This window comes from Emcibacter sp., assembly GCF_963675455.1.
Lineage (GTDB): Bacteria > Pseudomonadota > Alphaproteobacteria > Sphingomonadales > Emcibacteraceae > Emcibacter.
On the sequence record NZ_OY776217.1, the window covers coordinates 1,750,161 to 1,773,687 of the forward strand.

The following is a 23,527-nucleotide window of genomic DNA, read 5'->3' on the forward strand; positions in this document are numbered from 1 at the left end:
TAGAGGACCTGTCGAGCTGTCTCTATCCGTTGTATAAACGGTCAGCATAGCATATAAGGTAGTCTGAAGGATTTGTAAGAGGAAATTTGTATATTTCCCCTTAATTTGAATGTTACGAACAAGGAGGTTTGAATGCCCTGGCAAAATAATGGTGGTGGAGGAGATCGCGGACCCTGGGGGCAGGGACCCCGTAGAGGCGGCGGCGGTCAGGAACCGCCAAATATCGAGGATCTTATCCGCAAAGGCCAGGATAAATTCAAGAATACTTTCTCGGGCAATGTGGGTGGTGGAAAAGGCGTTTCTCTCCTGCTGCTGCTGGTTCTTCTGGGGTGGCTCGCCACCGGTTTTTATCGGGTCAATACCAACGAAGCCGGTGTTGTCCTGCGTTTCGGTGAATGGACGGAAACAACGGGTCCGGGCCTTCACTATCATCTGCCTATCCCGATTGAGAGCGTCGTCAAGCCGAAGGTGACCGAAATCAACCAGATCAATGTGGGTTTCATGGGGGCCGGCAATATGCAGGGCCATGGCCGCAAAATTGACTTGGGCAAAGAACGGCAGATGCTGACCGGCGACGAGAATATCGTCGATGTGGAATTCTCCGTTCTGTGGAAGATTTCGGATGCCGGGAAATATCTTTTCAATGTGGAAAATCCGCCTCAGACCATTCGCTCCGTAGCCCAGAGCGCCGTGCGTGACATCATCGCACGCACCCCGATCCAGCAAGCTCTGACTGCGGGACGAGGAAGTATCGAGCGGGAAGCCAGAATTAATATCCAGACTATTCTGGATGATTATGAAGCCGGTGTGGAAGTTACACAGATCAAATTGACCCGTGTTGATCCGCCTGCCCAGGTGATCGAAGCCTTCCGTGAAGTGCAGCGGGCCGAAGCCGACCGCGAGAAAACCGTCAACCAGGCGGAAGCCTTCCGGAACGATATTGTGCCACGGGCACGTGGTGAAGCATCGAAAATGATGCAGGACGCAGAAGCTTACAAGGCCCAGGTAATTGCCAAGGCTGAGGGTGAAGCGTCCCGTTTCCTGTCCGTTTATGAAGAGTACAAACAGGCCAAGGATGTCACCCGCAAACGCATGTATCTTGAGACGATGGAGCAGATTCTTGCCGATATCGACAAGGTTCTTGTGGAAAAAGATGGTGGTGTGGTGCCTTACCTGCCTCTCAATGAACTGAAGAAAAAACAGTAACGGCGGATCAGGAGAGAAAAAATGAATAAAATCGGATCAATTGGTACGCTGATCGTAATGGGGGTTGCTTTGCTTCTGCTAGGCGCCTCAGTCTTTACCACCAAGGAAACAGAGCAGGCACTCGTTCTGCAATTCGGTGAACCCAAGCGAACTGTTCAGGAGCCAGGACTTAATTTCAAACTACCCTTGCTTCAGAATGTGGTTTATATGGATAAGCGGGTGATCCTGCTGGACAGTCCGGAACAGGAAGTGATTACCGAGGACCAGAAGCGGGTGATCGTGGATGCCTTTACGGAATTCAAGATCACTGACCCCCTGAAGGTATTCCAGACCGTGCGAAATGTTCAGGGGGCGGAGGCGCGGATGTCGACCATTGTCAATTCCAACATGCGTGAGGTTCTGGGCCGGATGCAGTTTACGGCGATCCTGAGCGGCGAGCGTGACGAATTGCGGTCGGAAATCATGAAGTCTGTCGGTCCTGAAGCCGAGGAACTTGGTGTCGAAGTCGTGGATGTGCGTATCCGCCGGACCGATTTGCCGGTCCAGAACAGCCAGAATATTTTCCAGCGTATGGAAGCGGAACGTGACCGTGAGGCCCGTGAAGCCCGCGCCCTTGGTGAAGAGGAAGCTGCCCGGATCAAGGCTACGGCTGAAAAAGAGAAGACCATTCTGATCGCGGAGGCGGAAAGAGACAGTCAGGTGATGCGCGGTGAAGGGGATGCTGTGGCAACCCGGACGTTTGCCCAGGCGTTTAGCCGGGATGCCGAATTCTATGCCTTTTACCGGTCGCTGCAGTCATACAGAAAAGCAATCTCCGACGGAAATACCAGGATGATCATTTCCCCGGACAGCGAGTTTTTCCAGTATTTCGGCAATAAGGAAGGCAAATAACCATCGCCATATTTGAGACCCTGATTATGGCTCTTGCCTTTGTTCTGGTGGTTGAGGGTGTTCTCTATACCCTTTTCCCGGAACAGATGCGGAAAATGATGCAGATGGCGGTCACCTTGCCGGAAATGACATTAAGGTCAACCGGCCTGGTGGCCGTCGTTATTGGTATTATTATTATTTATGCGATGAAATAATGTAAAAATACGACCAAGCAGTTGGTTGTTGCCTATTTTGTGCCTACATTTGTGATAACGTAAAAAACAGTCTGAAAAAGGCTTGTGGGATAGGGAAGAAATAAAAACGCTGTATCCGGTAGTTTTAGGCCGGACATGGCGTTTGGATAATTTGGAAGATCTCAGGAATTGGTATGACGAAAGTGAAAAAATATCTCAATAGTATTCTCGTTGTCGCGATTTGCGTCGTGGCGATCCCAGCAACCGTTTTCGCCAAAGGCGCTCCGGACAGTTTTGCCGATCTTTCGGATAAACTTCTGCCGTCAGTGGTGAACATCTATACAAAACAGAATGTCAAGGTTGACCGCCGTGGCGGCCTTCCGCAGTTTCCTCCGGGATCACCGTTCGAGGAATTCTTCAAGAAATTTGAAGATCGCAATGGTGAAGGTGAAGGTGAAGATGAAGAGGATCGTCCCCGCACACGTCAACGCATGTCTCTCGGTTCAGGCTTTATTATCTCGGCCGACGGGATTGTGATTACCAACAATCATGTGATTGACCAGGCTGATGAAGTCTCCGTCCGCATGCATGACGGCTCTGAATATGACGCCGAAGTCATCGGCAAGGACAACAAGGTTGACGTCGCGGTTCTTCGGATCAAGGCTGACAAGCCGCTGCCTTTCGTCAAATTCGGCGATGACGGCAAATCCCGTGTTGGCGACTGGATCCTTGCCATTGGTAACCCCTATGGCCTTGGCGGATCCGTGACGGCCGGTATTATTTCTGCCCGTAACCGGGATATCAACAGCGGTCCCTATGATGATTACATCCAGACTGATGCCTCCATCAACCGGGGTAACAGCGGTGGCCCGATGTTTAATATGGACGGTGAAGTTATTGGTATCAATACGGCCATCTACAGCCCGTCCGGCGGTAATATCGGGATTGGTTTTGCCGTGCCCAGCAATCAGGCAAAACATGTCATAGACCAGCTTATAGAATATGGCCATACCCGTCGCGGCTGGCTTGGCGTCAGCATTCAGGCTGTGACCAAGGATATTGCTGAGAGCCTTGGTATGGACCGTGAATATGGTGCGCTGGTTTCCAGTGTCAACAAGGACAGTCCGGCTGACAAGGGCGGTGTAGAATCCGGTGATATCATCATTGAATTCGACGACCAGGAAGTCACCGAAATGCGGGAACTTCCGCGCATTGTTGCCAATACCAAAATTGGCAAATCAGTGGATGTGGTTGTCCTGCGTAAGGGCAAAAAGAAAAACCTGAAGATCACCATTGCCGAGCTCGAAGAGGATGAAGAAAAAGTGGTTCCCGCTACGGCTGACGAGGACGAAGCAGATGTGCCGTCGGAGAAGGTGATCGGCCTGACCCTCGAAGAGCTGACCGACAAAACCCGCGAAGCCCTTGACCTTGATGAGGAATTCAAGGGAGTTCTGATTGCCGGTGTCGAACGCTACAGTCCGGCCCAGGAGCGCGGCCTGCGTCGGGGCGATGTGATCGTCGAAGTCACCCAGGAAGAAGTGTCGACCGTGGAAGAAGTGATGGATCGTATCAAGGAGCTCAAGGACAAGGGCCGCAAGTCCGTGCTTCTGAAAGTCTATCGTCGCGGTGATTACAGCCACGTGCCGGTAACGCTTGAGGATGATAAATAATCAGGTTCAGTGATTGAATAAAAAAAGAAAGGCCGGGATTTCCCGGCCTTTCTTGCGTCTGTAGTTGTCTTGTCTCAGGCTGAGGCGAATTCGCTCTTCTGGAAACCCTGGATATAAAGCAGGGCAGTCAGGTCGCCGTGCCGGATCACCACGTCGGCCGCCTTTGCAGCGGCTGGTTTCGGATGATAGGCAACCCCCAGACCGGCTGCATCAATCATCGGAATGTCATTGGCGCCGTCGCCAACGGCGATGGTCTCGGCCATTTCAAGTCTGGCAATTTCCTGAAATTCATGCAGGGAGTCGAGTTTGGTATTGCTGTCGACGATGGGGGACTCCACTTCACCGGACAGCTTGTCGCCATCAATGCCGAGAATATTGCCGCGGTTGACCCGGAAACCTGTAAGCCTGGCAACCCGGTCAGTGAAAAAGGTGAACCCGCCGGAGACCAGGACTGTATTGGCGCCTGATCTGTTCATGGTCTGGACCATTTCGACGGCACCCGGTGTCAGTTTGACCCGCTCTTTGAAGACGATATCCAGGACGGAGGTATTCATTCCCTTCAGCAGGGCAACGCGTTCCCGGAGCGCCTGCTCGAAATCAAGTTCGCCCTGCATGGCCGCTTCGGTGATGGCCGAGACCTTTTCCTTCAGGCCGGCAAAATCGGCAAGCTCGTCAATACACTCGACCTGGATGATCGTGCTGTCCATATCGGCGACGAGAAGCTTTTTACGCCGGTGTTCAAGCGGCTGGAGCGCATAATCCAGAGGATCCTGTTGCAGAAGCGGCAACAGGGCGGCCCGCATGGTTTCGAGATCGCCGTCGAAGGAAATATCGGCGGCTTCTTGCTTGTTCAGCCAGGCATTATCAAGATGTTTCGCTCCACTATCGGACAGAGCCTCCCGGTATTTCTTCAGCAGGCTTTCGGTAAGGCAGGGATCGGCAGGATTGCTGATCAGCGTCAGGATATTCTTCATGGCACACATCTGGTAAATCAGTTACAAGTTTTCTATTGGCTTTGGCCTATCGGTACACCAAGTGCCCCCGGAAGGCTATGGAAATTTGACCATGAATGAAGAAAATAAGAAAAATATCATACTCCTTGCCGGCCCGACCGCCAGCGGCAAAAGCTCGCTGGCGCTAAAGTGGGCGCAGGAACTGGGCGGCGAGATTGTCAATGCTGACAGCATGCAGGTTTATGTCGAGCTCAGGGATCTGACCGCCCGGCCGTCGGAAGAAGAGGAGGCCACCTGTCCGCATCATCTTTACGGCGTTCTCAGGGGAGATGATCCCTGTTCGGCGGAACGCTGGCGACAGATGGCGCTGCCGGTGATCGAGGAAATATGGAGCCGGGGACATGTGCCAATCGTGGTGGGGGGAACCGGCCTTTATTTCAAAACCCTGCTTGAAGGACTGTCGCCGGTGCCCGATATCGATCCCGCCATCCGGGAGCAGGTGCGGACCGAAGTGGCAGAAGCGGGGCCGCAGGCTGCCTGGGAAAGACTGAAGGAGCTGGATCCGGCATGGGCTGCGAGAATATCCCCCACCGACGGGCAACGCATCGCCCGCGGCCTGGAGGTCGTACTGAGTACGGGGAAGCCGCTGAGCTTCTGGCAGACGCAGCCGGGTATTGGCGGGCTGGAAGGCCGACCGGACATCCGGATCAGGAAAGTGGTTCTGGAGCGGGACCGGCAGGATCTCTATGCCCGGTGCGACCTGCGCTTTCAACAGATGATAGAGCAGGGCAGGGCGCTGGAGGAAGTGAAGTCACTGCTGGAATGTGGCTATGATGCAGAACTGCCGGTGATGAAGTCACTGGGGGTTCCGCCCCTGATCGGTTATGTGCGGGAGCAGATTTCCCTGGAAGAAGCCATCATTCAGAGCCAAACCCAGACACGCCAGTTTGCCAAGAGGCAGATGACATGGTTCCGCAACCAGTGCGCAGACTGGGAATTAATAAAAATGAAATAATATTAGTTTTAATTCGGTATATATTGAACTATTATTACAAAAAATAAGCTTGACTAAGTAATAATATGTCTATATTTTCCTTTTTTCCCCGGAATTAAAGGCTGTTTTTGACAGCCTTTTTTGTGCAAGAATGTGATGCATAGTGGTTTATCTAGAATTTTTTGCCTGAAAGGGCTTTATAAACCAAATTTTATGTATTAAAGCCGGGGGTTGAAGATTGATAAGTTTGTAGTTGGACAGAATAGAAAGGTCGATTATGTCTTCGGATAAAATCAGCGGTGCGGAAATCATCCTCAAATCCCTGCAGGATTTGGGTGTCGATGTTATCTTCGGATATCCGGGCGGCGCTGTGCTACCAATCTATGATGAAATCTTCAAACAGGATGCCATCAAGCATGTTCTGGTTCGGCACGAGCAGGCCGCCGTTCATGCCGCCGAGGGCTACGCCCGTTCCACCGGTAAACCCGGTGTTGTACTGGTGACCTCCGGTCCTGGCGCCACCAATGCGGTGACCGGCCTGACCGATGCCATGCTCGACAGTATTCCCCTTGTGTGCCTGACCGGGCAGGTGCCTGTTCACCTGATCGGGTCTGATGCCTTTCAGGAAGCGGATACGGTCGGCATTACCCGTCATTGTACGAAACACAACTACCTGGTGAAGGATGTGGATGATCTGTCCCGGGTGATTCACGAGGCCTTTTATGTGGCCAGTTCCGGCCGGCCGGGACCGGTTGTTGTCGACATTCCAAAGGATGTCCAGATCAACAAGGGTAATAACCTGCACAGCGGTCGCGTCGAGCATCGCAGCTATAAACCCCAGCTGAAGGGTGACATGGACCAGATCAAGCGGGCGGTTGAATTGATCGCCGGCGCCAAGAAACCGGTTTTCTACACCGGCGGCGGACTGATCAACTCCGGTACGGGGTCCTGTCAGCTGCTCAGGGAGTTTGTCCGTATGACCGGGGCGCCGATCACCTCGACCCTGATGGGGCTTGGCGCCTATCCGGCCTCTGACAAACAATTCCTTGGCATGCTCGGCATGCACGGCACCTATGAAGCCAATATGGCCATGCATGACTGTGATGTCATGATCTGTATCGGGGCCCGTTTTGATGACCGCGTGACTGGACGTCTTGACGCCTTCTCGCCGAAATCAAAAAAGATCCATGTGGATATTGACCGGTCTTCGATCAACAAGAATGTACGTGTGGATGTGCCTATTATCGGTGACGCGGCCCATGTGCTGGAAAGCATGATCAAGGTCTGGAAATCCGGCGTCTATGAAATGGACAGTACTGCGCTGGACGACTGGTGGGGCAGTATCAGTGAATGGCGTGACCGGAAGTGCCTGCAGTACAAGATGTCCGACAAGGTGATTATGCCTCAGTACGCGCTGGAGCGGCTGTTTGCCCTGACAAAGGATAAAAAGCCCTATATCACCACGGAAGTCGGGCAGCATCAGATGTGGGCGGCCCAGTATTTCGGCTTTGACGAGCCGCACCAGTGGATGACCTCCGGCGGGCTCGGCACCATGGGTTATGGCTTTCCGGCGGCAATCGGGGTGCAGATGGCCCATCCGGATGCGCTGGTGATTGATATTGCCGGCGAGGCCTCAATCCAGATGAACATCCAGGAAATGGCGACCGCCATGCAGTATGATCTGCCGGTCAAGCTGTTTATTCTGAACAATGAATATATGGGCATGGTACGTCAGTGGCAGCAGTTGAATCACGGCAGCCGTTACAGCCATAGCTATTCTGAAAGCCTGCCGGATTTTGTCAAGCTGGCGGAGGCATACGGCGCCCACGGTATCCGTTGTGACAAACCTGCGGATCTGGATGCGGCGATCCAGGAAATGCTGGCAATCGACAAACCGGTCATCTTTGACTGCCGGGTGGCCAAGATGGCCAACTGTTTCCCGATGGTGCCAAGCGGGGCGGCGCATAACGAGATGATCCTGCCCGATGATGAGGAATTTGCCGAATTTGAAGGGGGCGCTGCACTGGTCTAGGGCGGAGGTAATCCGCAGGATAAGCGCAGTAGTAAAACAGGAACAAGTATTATGAATGCAAAATCAATTGAACCGGTCGCTCGCCATACCATTTCCATCATCGTTGACAACGAAGCCGGTGTGCTGGCTCGTGTCATCGGGCTTTTTTCCGGCCGCGGTTATAACATTGAGCATTTGACGGTGGCGCCGGTGGACCTGGAGGGTAACGAATCCCGGATTACAGTGGTCACCGCGGGAACACCAATGGTCATTGAACAGATCAAGGCCCAGCTCGAGCGCCTTGTACCGGTCCACAGGGTTGGTGACCTGACCCTGGACGGGCCCAGCGTGGAACGGGAGCTGGCGTTGGTCAAGGTTCATTGTGAAGGCGCCGACAGGGATGAGGCCCAGCGGGTTGGCGATGCCTTCCGGGCCCGGATTGTTGACAGCACCCGGGACAGCTTCATTTTTGAAATCACCGGTAAGTCCGATAAAATCAAGGCCTTTATCGAACTGATGGATGAATTCGGGCTGGTGGAAGTGGTCAGAACCGGCGTTGCGGCATTGACCCGCGGCCGGGAACCGCTATAAAAGGCCCCAAAAATATAATTTCTGAGAAAGATTGAATAGTTTAGAGACGAGAAAGGAAGTTACCATGCGCGTCTATTATGATCGCGATGCAGATGTTAACCTGATCAAAACCAAGAATGTTGCCATTATCGGTTACGGATCACAGGGCCACGCCCATGCTGCCAACCTGCGTGACAGCGGCGTTGAGAATATTGTCATCGGCCTGCGCGAAAGCTCAGGCTCCCGCAAAAAAGCGGAAGGCGCCGGTTTTAAATGCATGACACCGGCCGAAGCCGCCAAATGGGCAGATGTTGTGATGGTTCTGGTGCCTGACGAACTGCAGGCAGACCTCTATGCAGATGACCTGAAGGACAATATGAAAGAAGGTTCTGCCCTGTTGTTTGCACATGGCCTGAACATTCATTTCAAACTGATCGAACCGCGCCCGGATATGGACGTCTTCATGATCGCGCCGAAAGGCCCCGGTCATACCGTGCGTTCCGAATATCTGAAAGGCGGGGGTGTACCGACCCTGATCGCGGTTTACCAGGATGCCTCCGGCAACAGCCTCGACCTTGGCCTGTCTTATGCCTCTGCCAACGGCGGCGGTCGTGCCGGTGTGATTGAAACCACCTTCAAGGAAGAGTGTGAAACCGACCTGTTCGGTGAGCAGGCTGTCCTGTGTGGCGGTGCTTCCGCGCTGGTTCAGGCTGGTTTTGAAGTGCTGACCGAAGCCGGTTATGCGCCGGAAATGGCCTATTTCGAATGCCTGCACGAACTGAAGCTGATCGTCGATCTGATGTATGAGGGCGGTATCGCCAACATGCGTTATTCGATCTCTAACACGGCTGAATATGGCGACTATGTCACCGGTCCGCGCATCATTACCGAAGAAACCAAAAAGGAAATGAAGCGGGTTCTGGCAGATATCCAGGAAGGCCGTTTCGTGTATGACTTCATGCTCGATAACAAAGTGGGTCAGGTCAAACTGAAAGCCGCCCGCTCAAAAGGTGCTGCTCATCCGATCGAGGAAGTGGGCGATCGCCTGCGCGCCATGATGCCGTGGCTGAAAGAAAATCAGCTGGTGGACAAAGACAAGAACTAGGTTTCTGTTGATGTAAGTTATTGGAAGCCGCTTTTCTCCGGGAAAGCGGCTTTTTACATGGCGGGCAATTTCAGGCTGACGGTTGTGCCTTCGTTTTTCCGGGAGATAATGCTGACCGTGCCACCCAGAAGTTCGGTGAAGCTGTTGACCAGGGCCAGGCCGAGGCCGGTGCCTTCGACCTTGCGGCTGTAGCTGTTATCGATCTGAACGAAGGGTTCCATCACCAGTTGCAGCTCCCGTTCGGTCATACCGACACCGTTGTCTGTCACATCAATAGTGAGCCAGCCGCCCTCAAATCGTCCGGTGACGTTGACGGAGCCGCCCGGGTGATTATATTTGATGGCGTTGCTCATCAGGTTGATGATGATCTGTTTGAGAATTTTCTCGTCACTTGTGATTTCACGATCCGGACAGTCCAGCTCAACAGTGATCCGTGCGTTATCTGCCATGGCTGATGTAAAATTTTCACAGTCCTGAAGCAGATGAAGAATATCAACAGGGCCGGGATGGACTTCGAGCTTGCCGGATTCCACCTTGGCCAGGTCCAGAATGTCGTTAATCAGGTCAAGAAGGTGATTGCCGCTGGTATGGATATGTTCGGCATATTCATCCTTTTTCTGTTCGGTCATGGGAATATTTTTATTCCTGAGGAGCTCCGAGTAGCCAATGATGGCGTTCAGCGGGGTGCGCAATTCATGGCTCATATTGGCCAGAAAGGCCGACTTGGCCTGGCTTGCCTCCTCTGCCTGGGCCGCAAGTTCATGGGATTTTCGTGACAGTTCGCGCAGGTCTCTTTCCGCCTTTTTACGAAGCTCAACCTCTTTGGTGACACTGGTAACTGCGGACAGCCAGCCGCTGATACCCCAGATGATCAGCAGAAAGGCGACCACATACGCATAAATCAACTGCGGACCGAACCAAGCCGTGTGAAAGACCTGTTCGAAGAGTTCTTTTCCGGGCGGTGTTTCTTCCAGGTAGTCAATAAGGGTAATGAAAGTGACCAGGCAGAGGCCGGCAAAAAGGCGGTTGTAACCGGCACTGAGTTGCGACAGGCTATGGCGTTTCATATACATGAGGACCGGCACAGGTACCAGGGCTATGAGTAACAGTAAATGTGGATGCCAGAACTGTGACACGTCTTAAATTTCCCTGGTCGCAGCAGTGTTTTCTTACTAATCGAAAAATTTCAGGCGACTATGAAGAGGGGACCACCCGTTTGTCAATGGTTGATTCCGGTTTGTCCCGCTAAAGAAAGTCATTTACGCTGCCGGAAGGTGAATTTGAATGTTTTTCCGGTTTTTCTTAGGGGTTTATTAAGCATAACCTCTGAAAACAGTATCCGGGACACCAAAAGAAAAGTCCGCTCCGGGACTTTTTTTATTCACAATCTGTCCCATATAGGATAGAAAGTCTTTTAGTGAAGAACGATTGAAACCGGACATGATGTATCAAGAGCAGAAATCAGAAATTTTCGACAGCGGACCAGTTATGTCCGTTGCTTCTGCCTGCCTGTCCACCCGTTCACTTCCTGCCCTCCTTCTATCTCTTGGTCGACTAAGTCGCCCCTGAGCGCCTTTACCCTTATAAAGCTGTAGTTTCAGCAGGCGTTTAGGGGAGAAAAAACAAGCCCTGTACGTATGGTAATTACGGACAGTTCTGTTATATTTCACCAGAGATTCAGAAGGTTCAGAACAATGACTACCGATAAAAACCGAGTAATAATATTTGATACGACCCTGCGCGACGGCGAGCAGTCGCCGGGTGCCTCCATGACCCTGACAGAAAAAATCCGGGTGGCAGAGGCGCTGGAAGCATTGGGTGTGGACGTGATCGAGGCTGGTTTTGCCATTGCCTCCAACGGCGACTTTGAATCTGTCACTGAGGTCGCCAAACTGATGAAAAAGACCAGTGTCTGTTCACTGGCCCGGGCTTCCCACAAGGATATCGACCGGGCGTGGGAGGCATTGAAGCCGGCGGTGCGGCCCCGGATTCACACCTTTATTTCCACCAGTCCACTGCATATGAAGTTTAAATTGCAGATGGAGCCGTCCGAGGTGCTGGAAGCCATCGCCGACAGTGTGGCTTACGCGCGCAACCTGTGCGAGGATGTGGAATGGTCCTGTGAGGACGGTACCCGCACCGAAGAGGATTTCCTGTATAAATCCATCGAAACGGCGATCAAGGCCGGGGCGACGACCATTAATGTGCCGGATACGGTGGGCTATACCACACCGGATGAATACAGGGTGATGATTGAAAAGATCATTGCCAACGTGCCGGACAGCGACAAGGCGATCTTCTCGACCCATTGTCATAACGATCTGGGGCTGGCCGTGGCCAACAGTATTGCCGCCGTTCAGGGCGGTGCCCGGCAGATTGAATGTACCATCAATGGCATCGGCGAGCGGGCTGGGAATGCGGCGCTGGAAGAAATTGTCATGGCCTTCCGCACCCGCCAGGACATGTTGCCTTATACAACCGGCGTGGTGACTGAAAATATCACCAAGACGTCCCGTCTGGTCAGCAGCGTCACGGGGCTGGCCGTGCAGAACAATAAGGCGATTGTCGGGGCCAATGCCTTTGCCCATGAAAGTGGTATTCACCAGGACGGCATGCTGAAAAATGCCGAAACCTATGAAATCATGACCCCTGAGAGTGTGGGGCTGAAGGAATCCTCCCTGGTTATGGGCAAGCATTCCGGACGTCATGCCTTCCGTGAAAAGCTGAAGGACCTCGGTTATGAACTGGGCGACAATGAATTTATGAGCGCCTTCCAGGCTTTCAAGGACCTGGCTGACCGCAAGAAAACCGTCTATGATGAGGATATTATCTCTATCGTCGACGAGAATATGCAGGACAACGATCACATGAAAGTGGTCGGCTGGAAATTCGTCTGTGAGAAAGGCAAGGCCAACAGCGCCGAACTGGTGCTGAATATTGACGGTGAGGAAAAAACCGTCTTTTCCGAAGGAAACGGTCCGGTGGATGCGGCTTTTAAGGCTTTGCGTGAGGTCATCGGGGGTGATCCGCATTTGCAGCTGTATCAGGTTCATGCGGTTACGAGGGGTACTGACGCCCAGGCGGAAGTAACGGTGCGGCTGGAGGAAGACGGCAAGACCGTGAACGGCCATGCGGCCCATACGGATACCCTGGTGGCGTCTGCACGGGCTTATGCCAACGCCCTGAATAAACTCATCACCAAGCGCGAGAAAACGGCGCCTGCGGAAATGAGCGCCTGATCTTTTTTTGTTTCGAATATACGCATTTTATGGTGTTAATTGTCTTATGACCCCTCTGCCCCGGCAGAGGGGCTCTTTTTTGGACTTATATGCTCCAAAGCCTCACTTTAGCCATGAATTTATTGCAATGAAAACCATATCTTAATAGATAGACTTTATAAGCAGTTCCGTTATAGTTAACCGGTCTGACGGAGGTCAGTTAATAGACCCCCGGTTCAGATCATATCGCGCATGGGATAGGCTAAAGTAAATGTTCGAAAAACTTCTGGGGATGTTCTCCTCTGACATGGCAATTGATCTGGGTACCGCCAATACCCTTGTGTATGTAAAAGGACGGGGAATCGTCCTCAATGAACCTTCCGTTGTGGCCCTGAAGAATGTAGGCGGTATCAAGCATGTACTTGCTGTTGGCGAAGAAGCCAAAATGATGCTTGGCCGGACACCTGGTAATATCGAGGCTATCCGACCGCTTCGCGATGGTGTGATCGCAGACTTTGAAGTGGCTGAAGCCATGATCAAGGATTTTATCCGCAAGGTGCATAACCGCAGTATGATGGCAAATCCGCAGATCGTGATCTGTGTACCGTCCGGATCCACGCCGGTTGAGCGCAAGGCGATCCGTGACAGCGCCCTTGAAGCCGGCGCGCGCCGGGTTTTCCTGATTGAGGAGCCCATGGCTGCCGCTATCGGTGCCGGCCTGCCGGTGACCGAACCCACGGGGTCAATGATTGTCGATATTGGCGGCGGCACCAGCGAGGTGGCCGTTCTGTCACTGGGGGGAATAGTTTACGCCTCATCCGTCCGTGTGGGTGGTGACAAGATGGACGAGGCGATCATTGCCTACATCCGTCGTAACCACAACCTGCTGATCGGCGAAAGCAGTGCCGAACGCATCAAGAAGGAAATCGGTACCGCGGCCCCGCCTGAAGACGGCGTCGGTAAAACCATGGAAATCAAAGGCCGTGACCTGATGAACGGCGTGCCCAAGGAAATCGTTATTGACCAGCTTCAGATTTCAGAAGCTCTGGCCGAGCCGGTAGGCGCAATTGTTGAAGGTGTAAAGGTCGCCCTTGAACAAACCCCGCCGGAACTGGCGGCCGATATCGTCGACAAGGGCATCGTTCTGACCGGTGGTGGCGCGTTGCTGCGTGATCTGGACAAGGTCCTGCGCAAGGCGACGGGCCTTCCGGTCTTTGTCGCAGATGAGCCGCTGACCTGTGTAGCGCTTGGAACCGGACGCTCGCTTGAAGATGAAATCCTCAAACACGTACTGAGCGACTCCTACTGAGGAGTCCTGAAAACGATCAGGTGAGGCAAGGGACTGTAATATGAAGGGGTTTGGACAGAGATTCTCGGCCAGCTTCTTTATCCTGTTGTCCTTTGCCCTGCTTGTTTTTGGCCGCAACGATAATCAGGCGGTTGAAACCAGCCGGGCGGCTGTATTTGACGGCTTCGCCACTATTCTGGATGTCCTGTCCAAACCGCTGGAAACGGCGGATGATATTGTCACCTGGACACAGAAACTCGCCCTTGTCTATTCCGAAAACGAACGGTTGCGTGCGGAAAACAGCATTCTGCGCCAGGAGCAGGTTGTGGCGTCCCAGCTTGTCATTGACAATCAGCGCCTGTCCAGCCTCCTGAAGATCCGGCAAGGCAAAGTCAATACGGTTGCCGCCTCGCGGGTTGTGTCCGACAGCGGCAGTCCCTTTTTCAAAAGTGTGCTCATTAACAGCGGATATGATGACGGTATTCAAAAGGGTATGGCGGTTGTCAACGAAGAGGGAATTATTGGTCGTACCATCAATGTGGGTGCCGGGTCTGCAAGGGTTCTACTGATCACTGACCTGAACAGCAGGGTGCCGGTGAAAATAGCCTCAAACGGCATTAATGTCATTCTCGAGGGCGACAACAGTGGCACTCCTCTGCTTAATTTCCTGCCGTTGGGAGCCGAGGTCAAGGTGGGCGATATTGTCCTGACCAGCGGATTTGCCAAGGTGTTCCCGCCGGACCTTCCGGTTGGCCGGGTCATAGAGGTCAATGAAGGAAACGGCATTCGGGTCCGGCTTGCGACCAATCTGTACCGTCTCAATTATGTCAGTGTGCTGGCCTACGATATTGCCGCCAGTCCCGACGTTGTGAAAAGTGACCGGGAGGTCACAAAAGACGGCGCGCCGGAAGGAAAGCGATAATGGCATTACTTGAAAAGAAAAATGAAATAGGTTTTCGCGGATTGCTGCCGTTTCTGACCAGCCTGCTGCTGGCGGTGATTATGGTGCTGCCCTACAAGATCCCCTATTTTGGCAATCTGATGCCTTATCTGACGCTGATCGCCGTCTATTACTGGGCAGTGGTGCGTCCGGAGCTCCTGCCCGTCAGTGTAGTCTTTATGATCGGCCTTATTCAGGATATACTGGGCGGCGGGCCATTGGGTATGATGGCGCTGTTGCTGCTGCTGGTCCGGCAGTTTGTCCTGATTCAGGGACGCAATTTCCTTGAACGGGACTTTCTGTTTAACTGGTTGATTTTCGTTATTATTTCTCTGGTATTCGGGTTTAGCAGCTGGGCGGTGGCATCTATCTATTACAAAACCATATTGAATTACTGGCACGCCATTGGCCAGAGCCTGCTGACCATAGCTCTGTTCCCGGTAGTTACCTGGGGACTCGGAAACATCAGAAAACGACTGAAAGCAGAAAAAAGGTAGTGAATTGTCCCAGTCCGACGATCTGAAGTACAAAATCTATACCCGCCGGGCAAGCATGATTGCCGGCGGGATGATGGTGCTGTCTTCGGCGCTGATCGGGCGGATGTATTACCTGCAGGTGGTGGGGCGCAGCCAGTATGAGCTTCTGGCGGACGAAAACCGGATCAGTCTGCGCCTGTTGTCGCCGGAGCGGGGAAAAATCCTGGATCGTTACGGCAATATTCTGGCAGGAAACCGGGTCGATTACCGGGTCAACCTGATTCCTGAACAGTCCGAGAGTGTGGAGGATACCCTGAATTCCCTGTCAGATCTGGTGCCTCTGTCAGAACGGGAGCAGAAACGTATCCTCAAGGCCATCAAGCGGCAGAGGTCTTTCCTGCCGGTGGCTGTAGCACAGAATCTGGACTGGGAGACTTTTGCCCATGTCAATGTGAATATCCCGGACCTGCCGGGCATCCAGCCGGATGTGGGAACAACCCGCTATTACCCACAGAAGGGATATCTTGCCCATCTGGTGGGATATGTGGGATCAGTCAGTGAACAGGACCTGGGGAGGTCTGACGACCCGCTCCTGGAACTGCCAGCGTTCAAGATCGGCAAGAACGGCATGGAGCGGGAACTGGAACAACGTCTGCGCGGCGAGGCCGGCAACACTCGGGTTGAAGTTAACGCCCTGGGCCGTGTGATCCGGGAACTCTCCCGCCAGGACAGCAAAGCCGGTGAAGACGTACGTCTGACCATTGATCTGGATCTGCAGAAATATGCTGCGGAAAGGGTTCGCGACCAGAGTGCGGCGATTGTGGTCATGGACGTTCACAATGGGGACGTTCTTGCCATTGCCTCGACACCGGCCTTTGACCCCAATGATTTTAATCTGGGCATCAGTCAGAAGAAGTGGGACGAATTGCGCAATGATATCCGCAAGCCCATGACCAACAAGACGGTTTCGGGGCAATATCCACCTGGTTCCACCTTCAAGATGATTGTCGCGCTTGCCGCCCTGGAAGCGGGTGTGATTGATGAGACAGAGGAAGTCTTCTGCAACGGTAAATATCATCTCGGCAACCATACTTTCCATTGCTGGAAGAAATACGGCCACGGCAAGGTAGATCTGAAACATGCCATAGCCGGCTCCTGTGATGTCTATTTTTATGAAGTGGCGGGCCGGGTCGGGATTGACAAGATCCAGGAAGTCGCCCAGAGGTTTGGCCTTGGCAAAAGCTTTAATATAGGCATTCCCGGTGAAGTTGACGGCCTGATTCCCGGAAAGGGCTGGAAGCTGGCGACACAGGGCGTGAGCTGGCAGGGCGGGGACACGGCTAATGCAGGTATCGGCCAGGGTTATGTTCTGGCCACGCCGTTGCAACTGGCTGTCATGACATCCCGTCTGGTTAATGGCGGCTACGCTGTTGAACCCCGGATCATCCTGCCGTCCGGCGAGGATACGCCGGTGCCGCTGGAAAAAATTGCGGTCTCCGAGGAACATCTTAAGCTTGTGCAGGACGGTATGTCCGCGGTGGTCAATGATGTCAAAGGCACGGCCCACTATTATATCCCCCACACCAAGAGTTATTCCATGGGCGGAAAAACCGGCACCAGCCAGGTGCGTCGGATCAGCAAGGCGGAACGGGACACCGGGATCCGGAAATATGGTGAAAAACCCTGGATCGAGCGGGAACACGCCTTGTTTGTCGGCTATGGTCCGGTAGAAGCGCCCCGCTATGCGGTGTCTGTTCTTGTGGAACACGGCGGTGGCGGAGCTTCCTCTGCTGCACCCATCGCCGCAGATGTGATGCGATATATCCAGGAAAAGGACCGGAAAAAACCTGACCTGAATAAAGGGGAGAGACAGGCCTGATGCACGCACTCGCCCGAAACCAGCGTCGCGACAGAAAAAACATTTTTCAGAAGATTTCTGAAATTAACTGGTTGATTGTGCTGGTGGTTGTGACCATTGCCTGCACCGGATTTGCACTTCTTTATTCGGTGGCCGGCGGCAATATAGAGCCGTGGGCGAAGAGCCAGATGATCCGTTTTCTTATTGGTATGGTCTGCATGCTGGTGATTGCCCTGATTGATCTCAGGGTGTGGATGTTTCTCGCCTATCCGCTTTATTTCCTGTCCCTTTTGCTCCTGCTGGCGGTGGATATCATGGGCCACACGGGCATGGGGGCCCAGCGCTGGCTCAATATCGGATTTATGAATTTGCAGCCTTCCGAGTTTATGAAAATTGCGCTGGTCATGGCCCTGGCCAGATATTTCCATTGTCTCCCTAACGAGGACCAGACCTCTTATAAAAGTCTGTTGATGCCGGTGGTGCTGATCATTATGCCGGCCATATTTGTTCTCAGGCAGCCGGATCTCGGCACCACCCTGCTGATCGCGTTTGGCGGTATTGCCATATTGTTTGCGGCCGGGGTCAGGATGTGGATATTTGTGGCGGGGCTGATTGCAACCATTCCTGCCGCCATTGGCGCCTGGAACTTCCTCAAGCCCTATCAGAAGGACAGGGTATTGACCTTCCTGGATCCGGAACGGGATCCGCTTGGCGCGGGTTACCATATTATCCAGTCCAAAATCGCCTTTGGATCAGGCGGCTTGTATGGCAAGGGATTTGTCCAGGGCACCCAGAGCCAGTTAAATTTTCTGCCGGAAAAACAGACTGATTTTATCTTTACCGTCCTGTCCGAGGAGTTTGGCTTGATGGGGGGACTCGGGTTGTTGTTCCTCTATCTGACGTTGCTGGCCTATGCCATTCTTGTCAGTATGAGTGTCAGGAGCCAGTTCGGCCGATTGCTGGCTCTTGGTATGTCGGTGACCTTCTTCCTTTATGTCTTTATCAATATTGCCATGGTCATGGGGCTTTTGCCGGTGGTGGGGGTGCCGTTGCCACTCGTTTCCTATGGCGGTTCAGCCATGCTAACCCTCTTGATCGGTATAGGTTTTGTCCTTTGTGTTGCCATCCACAGGGATACCATGATTTCTCGCGGAGGTGCATTCGCCTGACATTTTCAACCCCGGATAGTTCTCTAGTCTCAATGCATTAGTATGCTTTTAGCATTGCTTGTTAACCATTTATTAACTATTATGTGACCGCTTTCGGCGGGTAAGTTACGGGCAGAATAACAGACTCCGGAAGTTAACTGTTTTTACCGGGGAATTACCATGACTGCTAATCAATTGGAAATAAGAGAAAACGGCTTTGGAGGCTCCTCCAAATTCCGTATCAAGCGGGCACATATATTTAAGGAATTCGGCAAAGCATTCTTTTTGGGGGCAGCCCTTTGCCTTTTGATGATTTTGCTATCCTTATAGATCAGGCCTGTCATCTGAAATCCGCATAACCTCCTGATGTCTGAAACAGGTGGTTATGTGGTCGTTGACCATACCGACCGCCTGCATGAAGGCATAACAAATTGTCGGTCCGCAGAAACCAAATCCCATTTTCTTCAGTGCTTTGCTCATCTTCTCGGATTCGGGGGTGAGAGCCGGAATCTGGGCATTTTCTGTCCAGGCGTTTTGCAGCGGCCTGCCATCTGTGAAACCCCACAACAGGTCGCTGAAGGCGCCTTTTCTGTTTGCCTCGATATCCAGATAGAGACGGGCGTTCCTGATGGTCGACAGGACTTTCTGCCGGTTACGGATAATGCCGGGATCATTCATCAGCCGGTTAATGTCTTCATCACCATAGGCCGCGATTTTTTCGGGATCGAAACCGTCAAAAGCCTGCAGGAAACTTTCCCTTCTGCGCAGGATCGTAATCCAGCTCAGGCCGGCCTGGAAACCATCCAGGATCAGCTTCTCAAAAAGGGCGCGGGAATCATAAACAGGAACACCCCATTCCTCGTCATGGTAGGCGCAATAAAGCGGGTCTTCCCCCGGCCAGTGGCATCTATGCAGATCAGACATGTTCTTCCACCTTCATCCAGTCCGGCTTCCAGGGGATTACTTTTGAGGTGCCGCAGGAATAGGAGCGTCCAAATTCAATATTTTCAAGTTTCACGTAGGCGATGGCCATGCCGTCACGTCCTGATCTCAACTGGCCGATTTCCCTGTCATTGTCATCGGTAATGGGGCTGTCAGGTGCCGGCAGTGATCCCTCGATTTTTACCGGAACGAACCGGCGGCGGATCTTGCCGCGGTGTTTGGTCCGGGCGGTGATTTCCTGTCCCACGTAACAGCCCTTGTTAAAGTCGACACCGTTCAGTTCTTCCATGTTACCTTCCAGGGCCAGGGATTTATCGACGATAAAGTCGTCCACCCCTTCCGCAATCCCGAGGCCAAGGCGTTGGTGGTCATATTCCTCCTTGCCGGGCGAGACACATCCTTCCGGCAGTTCGCCGGTAATGGCCCGGTACCCCAGTTCGGGCAGGCGCGGGTCCTGATGACAGCTGAGAGCGTCTTCAAGCGGACGACTTGAGGAAATAACCATGAGACGGTCCGCATCGTCTGTAATTTCCACGTCCGAGCGCAGCCGGTACATCATCAGTTTCCGGTAAAGTTCCGTGGCACGATTTTTCTCGCAGTCAAGATAAAGAGTGTCGCCTGCAGTATAGAGAAAGAAATCAAACAGATATTTTCCCTGCGGTGTCAGCAAGGCCGCATAGAGGGCGCCGCCGTTGCGGATTCTGGCGATATCGTTGGTGATCAGTCCCTGCAGGAAGTTCAGCCTGTCCGGCCCGGTGAGGCTGAAAATCTGCCTGTTTTCAAGATGGTAAATTTGGTCGCTCATTTCCGGAGTATTGCCCTGTTATAATCATGTCCAGAATATCGCAGATGTTCCGGCTTGCCTGACCGTCACCAAAAGGATTTGGCGATCTGCTCATCCTTTTATAATGGTCCTGGTCGTGGATTAACAAGGCAAGTTCGGAAAATATTTTTTCCGGGTCGTGCCCGGCCAGCCTCAGGCAGCCGTTTCTGACCCCTTCCTGGCGTTCGGTTTTTTCCCTGAACACAATAACCGGCACATTCAGGGCCGGGGCCTCTTCCTGTATTCCGCCGGAATCCGACAGAATGGCATATGCATTTTTCATCAGGGGGACAAAGTCCCGATAGTCGAGTGGCGTCAGCAGGAAAATATTATCCGCGCCGGTCAGATAGTGATGAAGCAGTCGCCGGACGGCCGGACTGGGATGAACGGTAACGCGAAAATCAAAACCGGGGTTCTCCCCGGCGAACCGTCTCAGGGCCTCCACGATGGTCACAAGGGTTTCACCCTGGACTTCGCGCCGGTGCAGGGTGATCAGAAAATAGGGACGAGTGAGGGATTTTGTTTCGAGCGGTATCCGTGATTTTTTCGGCACCTGCAGTACCGCGTCAATCGAGGTGCTGCCGCAGACATAGATGTGATCTTCGGGAATATCTTCCTCTATCAGGCTGGCCCGATTGTTTTTTGTCGGGCAGAAATGCCAGCGGCCGACCCGGCTGATCAACTGCCGGTAAAGTTCTTCGGGAAAGGGCGAAAGGATGTCCCGGGTGCGCAGGCCGGCTTCTATGTGGGCAACCGGTATTTTCTGTTGCCGTGCCGTCATGGCGGCCGTCAGCGCACTTGCCGTATCTCCCTGAACCAGCATCAGGCGCGGTTTCAGAACCTGCAAAAGCGCCGTCAGTTGTTGAAACACACCCTTGATCAGGCCGAGCTGGCTGTGATCAAACTGGTCCCTTTTGAAGATATGATCGGGACAGATATTCAGTGACCGGGGCAAATCCCGGACCAGGCTTTCATGTTGCCCGGTCAGGCACAGGGAAGGTGCGAGATGAGGTCTTTTGTTAAGTTCGTGATAGAGGGGGGCGAGCTTGATCAGCTCCGGCCTGGTTCCCGCGCATATCAGTATATGATGTTGTTCCTGCATCGTCCGCTCAGATAAAAGTTGATTAAATTCCGGCGGGGTTTTTTAGAAAATCTTTTCGTTTTCCCCCAATAATATTATTCACTTAGATACTGAAACTCGACAGGATTTGTGCCACACTTGGCGCAAGATGACCCAGTATAACCGAGCTGAAAGGATTTTTCCAGTGACCCTAGACCTCCTGATCCGTAATGCTGTCTGTGTGTCTCACAACGGAATAGAGCCGGCGGATATCGCCGTCAGGGATGGTATCATCGTGGCAATCGGGCATCTGGGGAATGTGGAAGCGGAAGAGGTGCTCAATGCAAATGGTCTGCATCTGTTCCCGGGGGTGATTGACAGCCAGGTACATTTCCGGGAACCGGGCGCCGAGCAGAAAGAAGATCTCGAAAGCGGCAGCCGCGCAGCGGTTATTGGCGGTGTGACCTCGGTTTTTGAAATGCCTAATACCAAGCCAACCACATCCACGGTTAAGGCGCTGAAGGACAAGATCAGCCGGGCGACGGACCGCATGTGGTGTGACTTTGCTTTTTACGTTGGCGCCACCTCCGGCAATGCCGCGCGGATTGCCAGTCTGGAAAAACAGCCGGGGTGTGCCGGGATCAAGATATTTATGGGCTCCTCCACCGGGGATCTTCTGGTGGCGGACGATGAGTCCCTGGAAAAAGTGCTGTCCAACGGCTTCCGACGTATCGCTATCCATGCAGAAGACGAGGACAGGCTTCTCGAACGTAAGGATATGGCCGAGCATGGCGGTGTTTCCCAGCATCCTGTGTGGCGGGATGAAGAAACGGCAATTCGGGCGACGGAACGTATCCTCCGCCTTGCCCGCAAGACCGGCCGGCGCATCCACCTGCTGCATGTCACCACAGAGGATGAAATGGCCATCCTGGCCGCCAACAAGGATATTGCCACGGTGGAGGTTACGCCCCAGCACCTGACGTTATCTTCGCCGGATTGTTATGAAGATCTCGGCACCTATGCCCAGATGAATCCGCCGATCAGGGATGAACGTCATCGTCAGGCCCTGTGGAAGGCCCTGAGTGTGGGGATTGTAGATGTGATCGGTTCCGACCATGCGCCCCATGAAAAGGAAATGAAGGCGCTGAACTATCCCCTGAGTCCCTCGGGTATGCCGGGCGTGCAGACCCTGGTGCCGCTCATGATTGATCATGTGAACAAGGGCAACCTGTCACTGGAACGATTTATGGACCTGACCAGCGCCGGTCCGGCCCGGGTCTTTAACATCGCCGGCAAGGGACGACTGGCCGTGGGCTATGACGCCGACTTTACCGTGGTTGATCTCAAGAAGAAATGGGTCATTACCGAGGACTGGCTGCAGAGCAAGTGCGGCTGGAGCCCCTTTACCGACCGCCAGATGATCGGCAAGCCGGTGGGGACATTCGTGCGCGGCAACAAGGTCATGTGGGAAGGGGCCCTGGCTGTGGAGGCCAAGGGTCAGCCGATCCGTTTCCAGGAAACACTGGGAAAATAAATCAGCTCTTACGGAAAATAACCGACAGATTGTTGGCAGGCATTTCAACGGTCCGGACCAGAGTAAGGCCGTTTTTCCCGGCTTCCGCAATCACATCTTCCAGATTGCGCACTCCCCATTCCGGATTTCTTTCCTTCAGGCTGCGGTTAAAGGCTTCGTTGCCGGGCGCGGTGTGTTCACCCTTCTGCTTATAGGGGCCGTAAAGATAGAGAATGCCGTTCCTCGGCAGGATGCGGCCAGCCCCTTTCATCAGACCTTCACAGGCCTTCCACGGGGCGATATGGATCATGTTGATGCAGACAATAGAGGTGATGGGTTCTATCGGCGGCGTTGTTTCGACCGGCCAGGGCTCATCACACACATTCAGATCCAGCGGCGGCAGGATATTATTGAGCTGCACGTCCCACCACCAGCCCTGGATGCTGTTGCGGCAGGCCGGGTCCGGATCGGTCGGCTGCCAAATAAGCGGAGCCAGGGCGCCGGTGAAATAGATGGCATGCTCGCCGCTGCCGCTGGCGATTTCCAGAACTGTTCCCCTGCGCGGCAACTCGGCTTTGAGGACCTCGAGGATCGGATCCCTATTACGCGCCGTTGCCGGGGCAGATATTTTTTCCCTGACCTTACTCATCAGATTGTCCCTTACTCATAAGCAGGGGTATAACAGCCA

At 53.3% G+C, this 23,527-nt stretch carries 22 protein-coding genes; 16 read left to right on the forward strand and 6 right to left on the reverse strand.

Going from position 1 to position 23,527, the window contains the following annotated elements; translation table 11 throughout:
- Window positions 1–132 precede the first annotated feature (132 nt).
- The 4 genes from hflK (at window position 133) to ACORNT_RS08040 (ending at window position 3,940) form a co-directional block, all read left to right on the forward strand.
- Window positions 133–1,206, forward strand: coding sequence for an FtsH protease activity modulator HflK (gene hflK / locus ACORNT_RS08025; RefSeq protein WP_321397911.1), 1,074 nt, complete (start codon window positions 133–135; stop codon window positions 1,204–1,206).
- 21 nt (window positions 1,207–1,227) lie between these two features.
- On the forward strand, window positions 1,228–2,097 hold the full coding sequence (gene hflC, locus ACORNT_RS08030; protein WP_321397914.1) for a protease modulator HflC: 870 nt from the start codon (window positions 1,228–1,230) through the stop codon (window positions 2,095–2,097).
- A 26-nt stretch (window positions 2,098–2,123) separates the two neighbouring features.
- Window positions 2,124–2,291: a DUF2065 domain-containing protein gene (locus ACORNT_RS08035; protein ID WP_321397917.1), complete on the forward strand. Its 168-nt coding sequence runs from the start codon at window positions 2,124–2,126 to the stop codon at window positions 2,289–2,291.
- A 173-nt stretch (window positions 2,292–2,464) separates the two neighbouring features.
- Window positions 2,465–3,940 carry a DegQ family serine endoprotease gene (locus ACORNT_RS08040; RefSeq protein ID WP_321397919.1) on the forward strand — a complete coding sequence of 492 codons (1,476 nt, stop codon included), beginning with the start codon at window positions 2,465–2,467 and terminating at the stop codon, window positions 3,938–3,940.
- A 74-nt stretch (window positions 3,941–4,014) separates the two neighbouring features.
- On the opposite strand, the gene serB is transcribed toward ACORNT_RS08040, so the two are convergent.
- Complete coding sequence (serB, locus tag ACORNT_RS08045) at window positions 4,015–4,914, reverse strand: phosphoserine phosphatase SerB (protein ID WP_321397923.1); 900 nt, start codon at window positions 4,912–4,914, stop codon at window positions 4,015–4,017.
- Window positions 4,915–5,005: 91 nt separating this feature from the next.
- Between serB and miaA the strand changes: the two genes are divergently transcribed.
- The 4 genes from miaA (at window position 5,006) to ilvC (ending at window position 9,573) form a co-directional block, all read left to right on the forward strand.
- A complete protein-coding gene (gene miaA, locus ACORNT_RS08050) occupies window positions 5,006–5,908 on the forward strand; it encodes a tRNA (adenosine(37)-N6)-dimethylallyltransferase MiaA (RefSeq protein ID WP_321397926.1) in 903 nt (300 codons plus the stop codon).
- A gap of 256 nt (window positions 5,909–6,164) precedes the next feature.
- Complete coding sequence (locus ACORNT_RS08055) at window positions 6,165–7,919, forward strand: acetolactate synthase 3 large subunit (protein WP_321397930.1); 1,755 nt, start codon at window positions 6,165–6,167, stop codon at window positions 7,917–7,919.
- A gap of 51 nt (window positions 7,920–7,970) precedes the next feature.
- Window positions 7,971–8,489 carry an acetolactate synthase small subunit gene (gene ilvN / locus ACORNT_RS08060; RefSeq protein ID WP_321397933.1) on the forward strand — a complete coding sequence of 173 codons (519 nt, stop codon included), beginning with the start codon at window positions 7,971–7,973 and terminating at the stop codon, window positions 8,487–8,489.
- A 64-nt stretch (window positions 8,490–8,553) separates the two neighbouring features.
- Window positions 8,554–9,573 (forward strand): ketol-acid reductoisomerase, encoded by a 1,020-nt coding sequence (gene ilvC / locus ACORNT_RS08065; protein ID WP_321397938.1) that lies wholly within the window; start codon window positions 8,554–8,556, stop codon window positions 9,571–9,573.
- Between the two features lie 53 nt (window positions 9,574–9,626).
- Here the strand turns inward: ilvC and ACORNT_RS08070 are convergent, their stop codons facing one another.
- A complete protein-coding gene (locus ACORNT_RS08070) occupies window positions 9,627–10,640 on the reverse strand; it encodes a HAMP domain-containing sensor histidine kinase (RefSeq protein WP_321397941.1) in 1,014 nt (337 codons plus the stop codon).
- Between the two features lie 627 nt (window positions 10,641–11,267).
- On the opposite strand from ACORNT_RS08070, the gene ACORNT_RS08075 reads away from it, so the two are divergent.
- The 7 genes from ACORNT_RS08075 (at window position 11,268) to ACORNT_RS08105 (ending at window position 18,831) form a co-directional block, all read left to right on the forward strand.
- Window positions 11,268–12,812, forward strand: a complete 1,545-nt coding sequence (locus ACORNT_RS08075) for a 2-isopropylmalate synthase (RefSeq protein ID WP_321397944.1) — start codon at window positions 11,268–11,270, stop codon at window positions 12,810–12,812.
- 250 nt (window positions 12,813–13,062) lie between these two features.
- A complete protein-coding gene (locus tag ACORNT_RS08080) occupies window positions 13,063–14,100 on the forward strand; it encodes a rod shape-determining protein (RefSeq protein ID WP_321397947.1) in 1,038 nt (345 codons plus the stop codon).
- A gap of 40 nt (window positions 14,101–14,140) precedes the next feature.
- Complete coding sequence (mreC, locus tag ACORNT_RS08085) at window positions 14,141–15,001, forward strand: rod shape-determining protein MreC (protein ID WP_321397950.1); 861 nt, start codon at window positions 14,141–14,143, stop codon at window positions 14,999–15,001.
- On the forward strand, window positions 15,001–15,516 hold the full coding sequence (mreD, locus tag ACORNT_RS08090; RefSeq protein ID WP_321397952.1) for a rod shape-determining protein MreD: 516 nt from the start codon (window positions 15,001–15,003) through the stop codon (window positions 15,514–15,516). Before mreC ends, mreD begins: the two co-directional genes overlap by 1 nt.
- Before the next feature lie 4 nt (window positions 15,517–15,520).
- The gene (gene mrdA / locus ACORNT_RS08095) at window positions 15,521–17,374 is read left to right on the forward strand and encodes a penicillin-binding protein 2 (RefSeq protein ID WP_321397955.1); all 1,854 of its coding nucleotides are present in this window, start codon (window positions 15,521–15,523) and stop codon (window positions 17,372–17,374) included.
- The gene (rodA, locus tag ACORNT_RS08100; protein WP_321397958.1) at window positions 17,374–18,522 is read left to right on the forward strand and encodes a rod shape-determining protein RodA; all 1,149 of its coding nucleotides are present in this window, start codon (window positions 17,374–17,376) and stop codon (window positions 18,520–18,522) included. The genes mrdA and rodA overlap by 1 nt, the downstream gene beginning before the upstream one ends.
- Before the next feature lie 159 nt (window positions 18,523–18,681).
- Window positions 18,682–18,831, forward strand: coding sequence for a hypothetical protein (locus ACORNT_RS08105; protein ID WP_321397961.1), 150 nt, complete (start codon window positions 18,682–18,684; stop codon window positions 18,829–18,831).
- On the opposite strand, the gene ACORNT_RS08110 is transcribed toward ACORNT_RS08105, so the two are convergent.
- From ACORNT_RS08110 to wecB, 3 genes are read right to left on the reverse strand one after another with little or no spacing between them, the layout of a single operon-like run.
- Entirely contained in the window at window positions 18,826–19,425 is a 600-nt protein-coding gene (locus ACORNT_RS08110) for a DNA-3-methyladenine glycosylase I (protein WP_321397964.1), read from the reverse strand. The two genes, ACORNT_RS08105 and ACORNT_RS08110, sit on opposite strands and share 6 nt — an antisense overlap.
- Complete coding sequence (locus tag ACORNT_RS08115; protein WP_321397967.1) at window positions 19,418–20,248, reverse strand: hypothetical protein; 831 nt, start codon at window positions 20,246–20,248, stop codon at window positions 19,418–19,420. Before ACORNT_RS08115 ends, ACORNT_RS08110 begins: the two co-directional genes overlap by 8 nt.
- Window positions 20,223–21,368, reverse strand: a complete 1,146-nt coding sequence (gene wecB / locus ACORNT_RS08120; RefSeq protein WP_321397970.1) for a non-hydrolyzing UDP-N-acetylglucosamine 2-epimerase — start codon at window positions 21,366–21,368, stop codon at window positions 20,223–20,225. The genes ACORNT_RS08115 and wecB overlap by 26 nt, the downstream gene beginning before the upstream one ends.
- A gap of 127 nt (window positions 21,369–21,495) precedes the next feature.
- On the opposite strand from wecB, the gene ACORNT_RS08125 reads away from it, so the two are divergent.
- Entirely contained in the window at window positions 21,496–22,860 is a 1,365-nt protein-coding gene (locus tag ACORNT_RS08125) for a dihydroorotase (RefSeq protein ID WP_420717524.1), read from the forward strand.
- Between the two features lies 1 nt (window position 22,861).
- On the opposite strand, the gene ACORNT_RS08130 is transcribed toward ACORNT_RS08125, so the two are convergent.
- Window positions 22,862–23,488, reverse strand: a complete 627-nt coding sequence (locus ACORNT_RS08130; RefSeq protein WP_321397976.1) for a DUF938 domain-containing protein — start codon at window positions 23,486–23,488, stop codon at window positions 22,862–22,864.
- Between the last annotated feature and the right edge of the window lie 39 nt (window positions 23,489–23,527).

Bases quoted from the DNA above. Each gene is read 5' to 3' on its own strand.
- hflK (WP_321397911.1), top strand. From the start codon at position 133: ATGCCCTGGCAAAATAATGGTGGTGGAGGAGATCGCGGACCCTGGGGG.
- hflC (WP_321397914.1), top strand. From the start codon at position 1,228: ATGAATAAAATCGGATCAATTGGTACGCTGATCGTAATGGGGGTTGCT.
- ACORNT_RS08035 (WP_321397917.1), top strand. From the start codon at position 2,124: ATGGCTCTTGCCTTTGTTCTGGTGGTTGAGGGTGTTCTCTATACCCTT.
- ACORNT_RS08040 (WP_321397919.1), top strand. From the start codon at position 2,465: ATGACGAAAGTGAAAAAATATCTCAATAGTATTCTCGTTGTCGCGATT.
- serB (WP_321397923.1), bottom strand. From the start codon at position 4,914: ATGAAGAATATCCTGACGCTGATCAGCAATCCTGCCGATCCCTGCCTT.
- miaA (WP_321397926.1), top strand. From the start codon at position 5,006: ATGAATGAAGAAAATAAGAAAAATATCATACTCCTTGCCGGCCCGACC.
- ACORNT_RS08055 (WP_321397930.1), top strand. From the start codon at position 6,165: ATGTCTTCGGATAAAATCAGCGGTGCGGAAATCATCCTCAAATCCCTG.
- ilvN (WP_321397933.1), top strand. From the start codon at position 7,971: ATGAATGCAAAATCAATTGAACCGGTCGCTCGCCATACCATTTCCATC.
- ilvC (WP_321397938.1), top strand. From the start codon at position 8,554: ATGCGCGTCTATTATGATCGCGATGCAGATGTTAACCTGATCAAAACC.
- ACORNT_RS08070 (WP_321397941.1), bottom strand. From the start codon at position 10,640: ATGAAACGCCATAGCCTGTCGCAACTCAGTGCCGGTTACAACCGCCTT.
- ACORNT_RS08075 (WP_321397944.1), top strand. From the start codon at position 11,268: ATGACTACCGATAAAAACCGAGTAATAATATTTGATACGACCCTGCGC.
- ACORNT_RS08080 (WP_321397947.1), top strand. From the start codon at position 13,063: ATGTTCGAAAAACTTCTGGGGATGTTCTCCTCTGACATGGCAATTGAT.
- mreC (WP_321397950.1), top strand. From the start codon at position 14,141: ATGAAGGGGTTTGGACAGAGATTCTCGGCCAGCTTCTTTATCCTGTTG.
- mreD (WP_321397952.1), top strand. From the start codon at position 15,001: ATGGCATTACTTGAAAAGAAAAATGAAATAGGTTTTCGCGGATTGCTG.
- rodA (WP_321397958.1), top strand. From the start codon at position 17,374: ATGCACGCACTCGCCCGAAACCAGCGTCGCGACAGAAAAAACATTTTT.
- ACORNT_RS08105 (WP_321397961.1), top strand. From the start codon at position 18,682: ATGACTGCTAATCAATTGGAAATAAGAGAAAACGGCTTTGGAGGCTCC.
- ACORNT_RS08110 (WP_321397964.1), bottom strand. From the start codon at position 19,425: ATGTCTGATCTGCATAGATGCCACTGGCCGGGGGAAGACCCGCTTTAT.
- ACORNT_RS08115 (WP_321397967.1), bottom strand. From the start codon at position 20,248: ATGAGCGACCAAATTTACCATCTTGAAAACAGGCAGATTTTCAGCCTC.
- wecB (WP_321397970.1), bottom strand. From the start codon at position 21,368: ATGCAGGAACAACATCATATACTGATATGCGCGGGAACCAGGCCGGAG.
- ACORNT_RS08125 (WP_420717524.1), top strand. From the start codon at position 21,496: ATGACCCAGTATAACCGAGCTGAAAGGATTTTTCCAGTGACCCTAGAC.
- ACORNT_RS08130 (WP_321397976.1), bottom strand. From the start codon at position 23,488: ATGAGTAAGGTCAGGGAAAAAATATCTGCCCCGGCAACGGCGCGTAAT.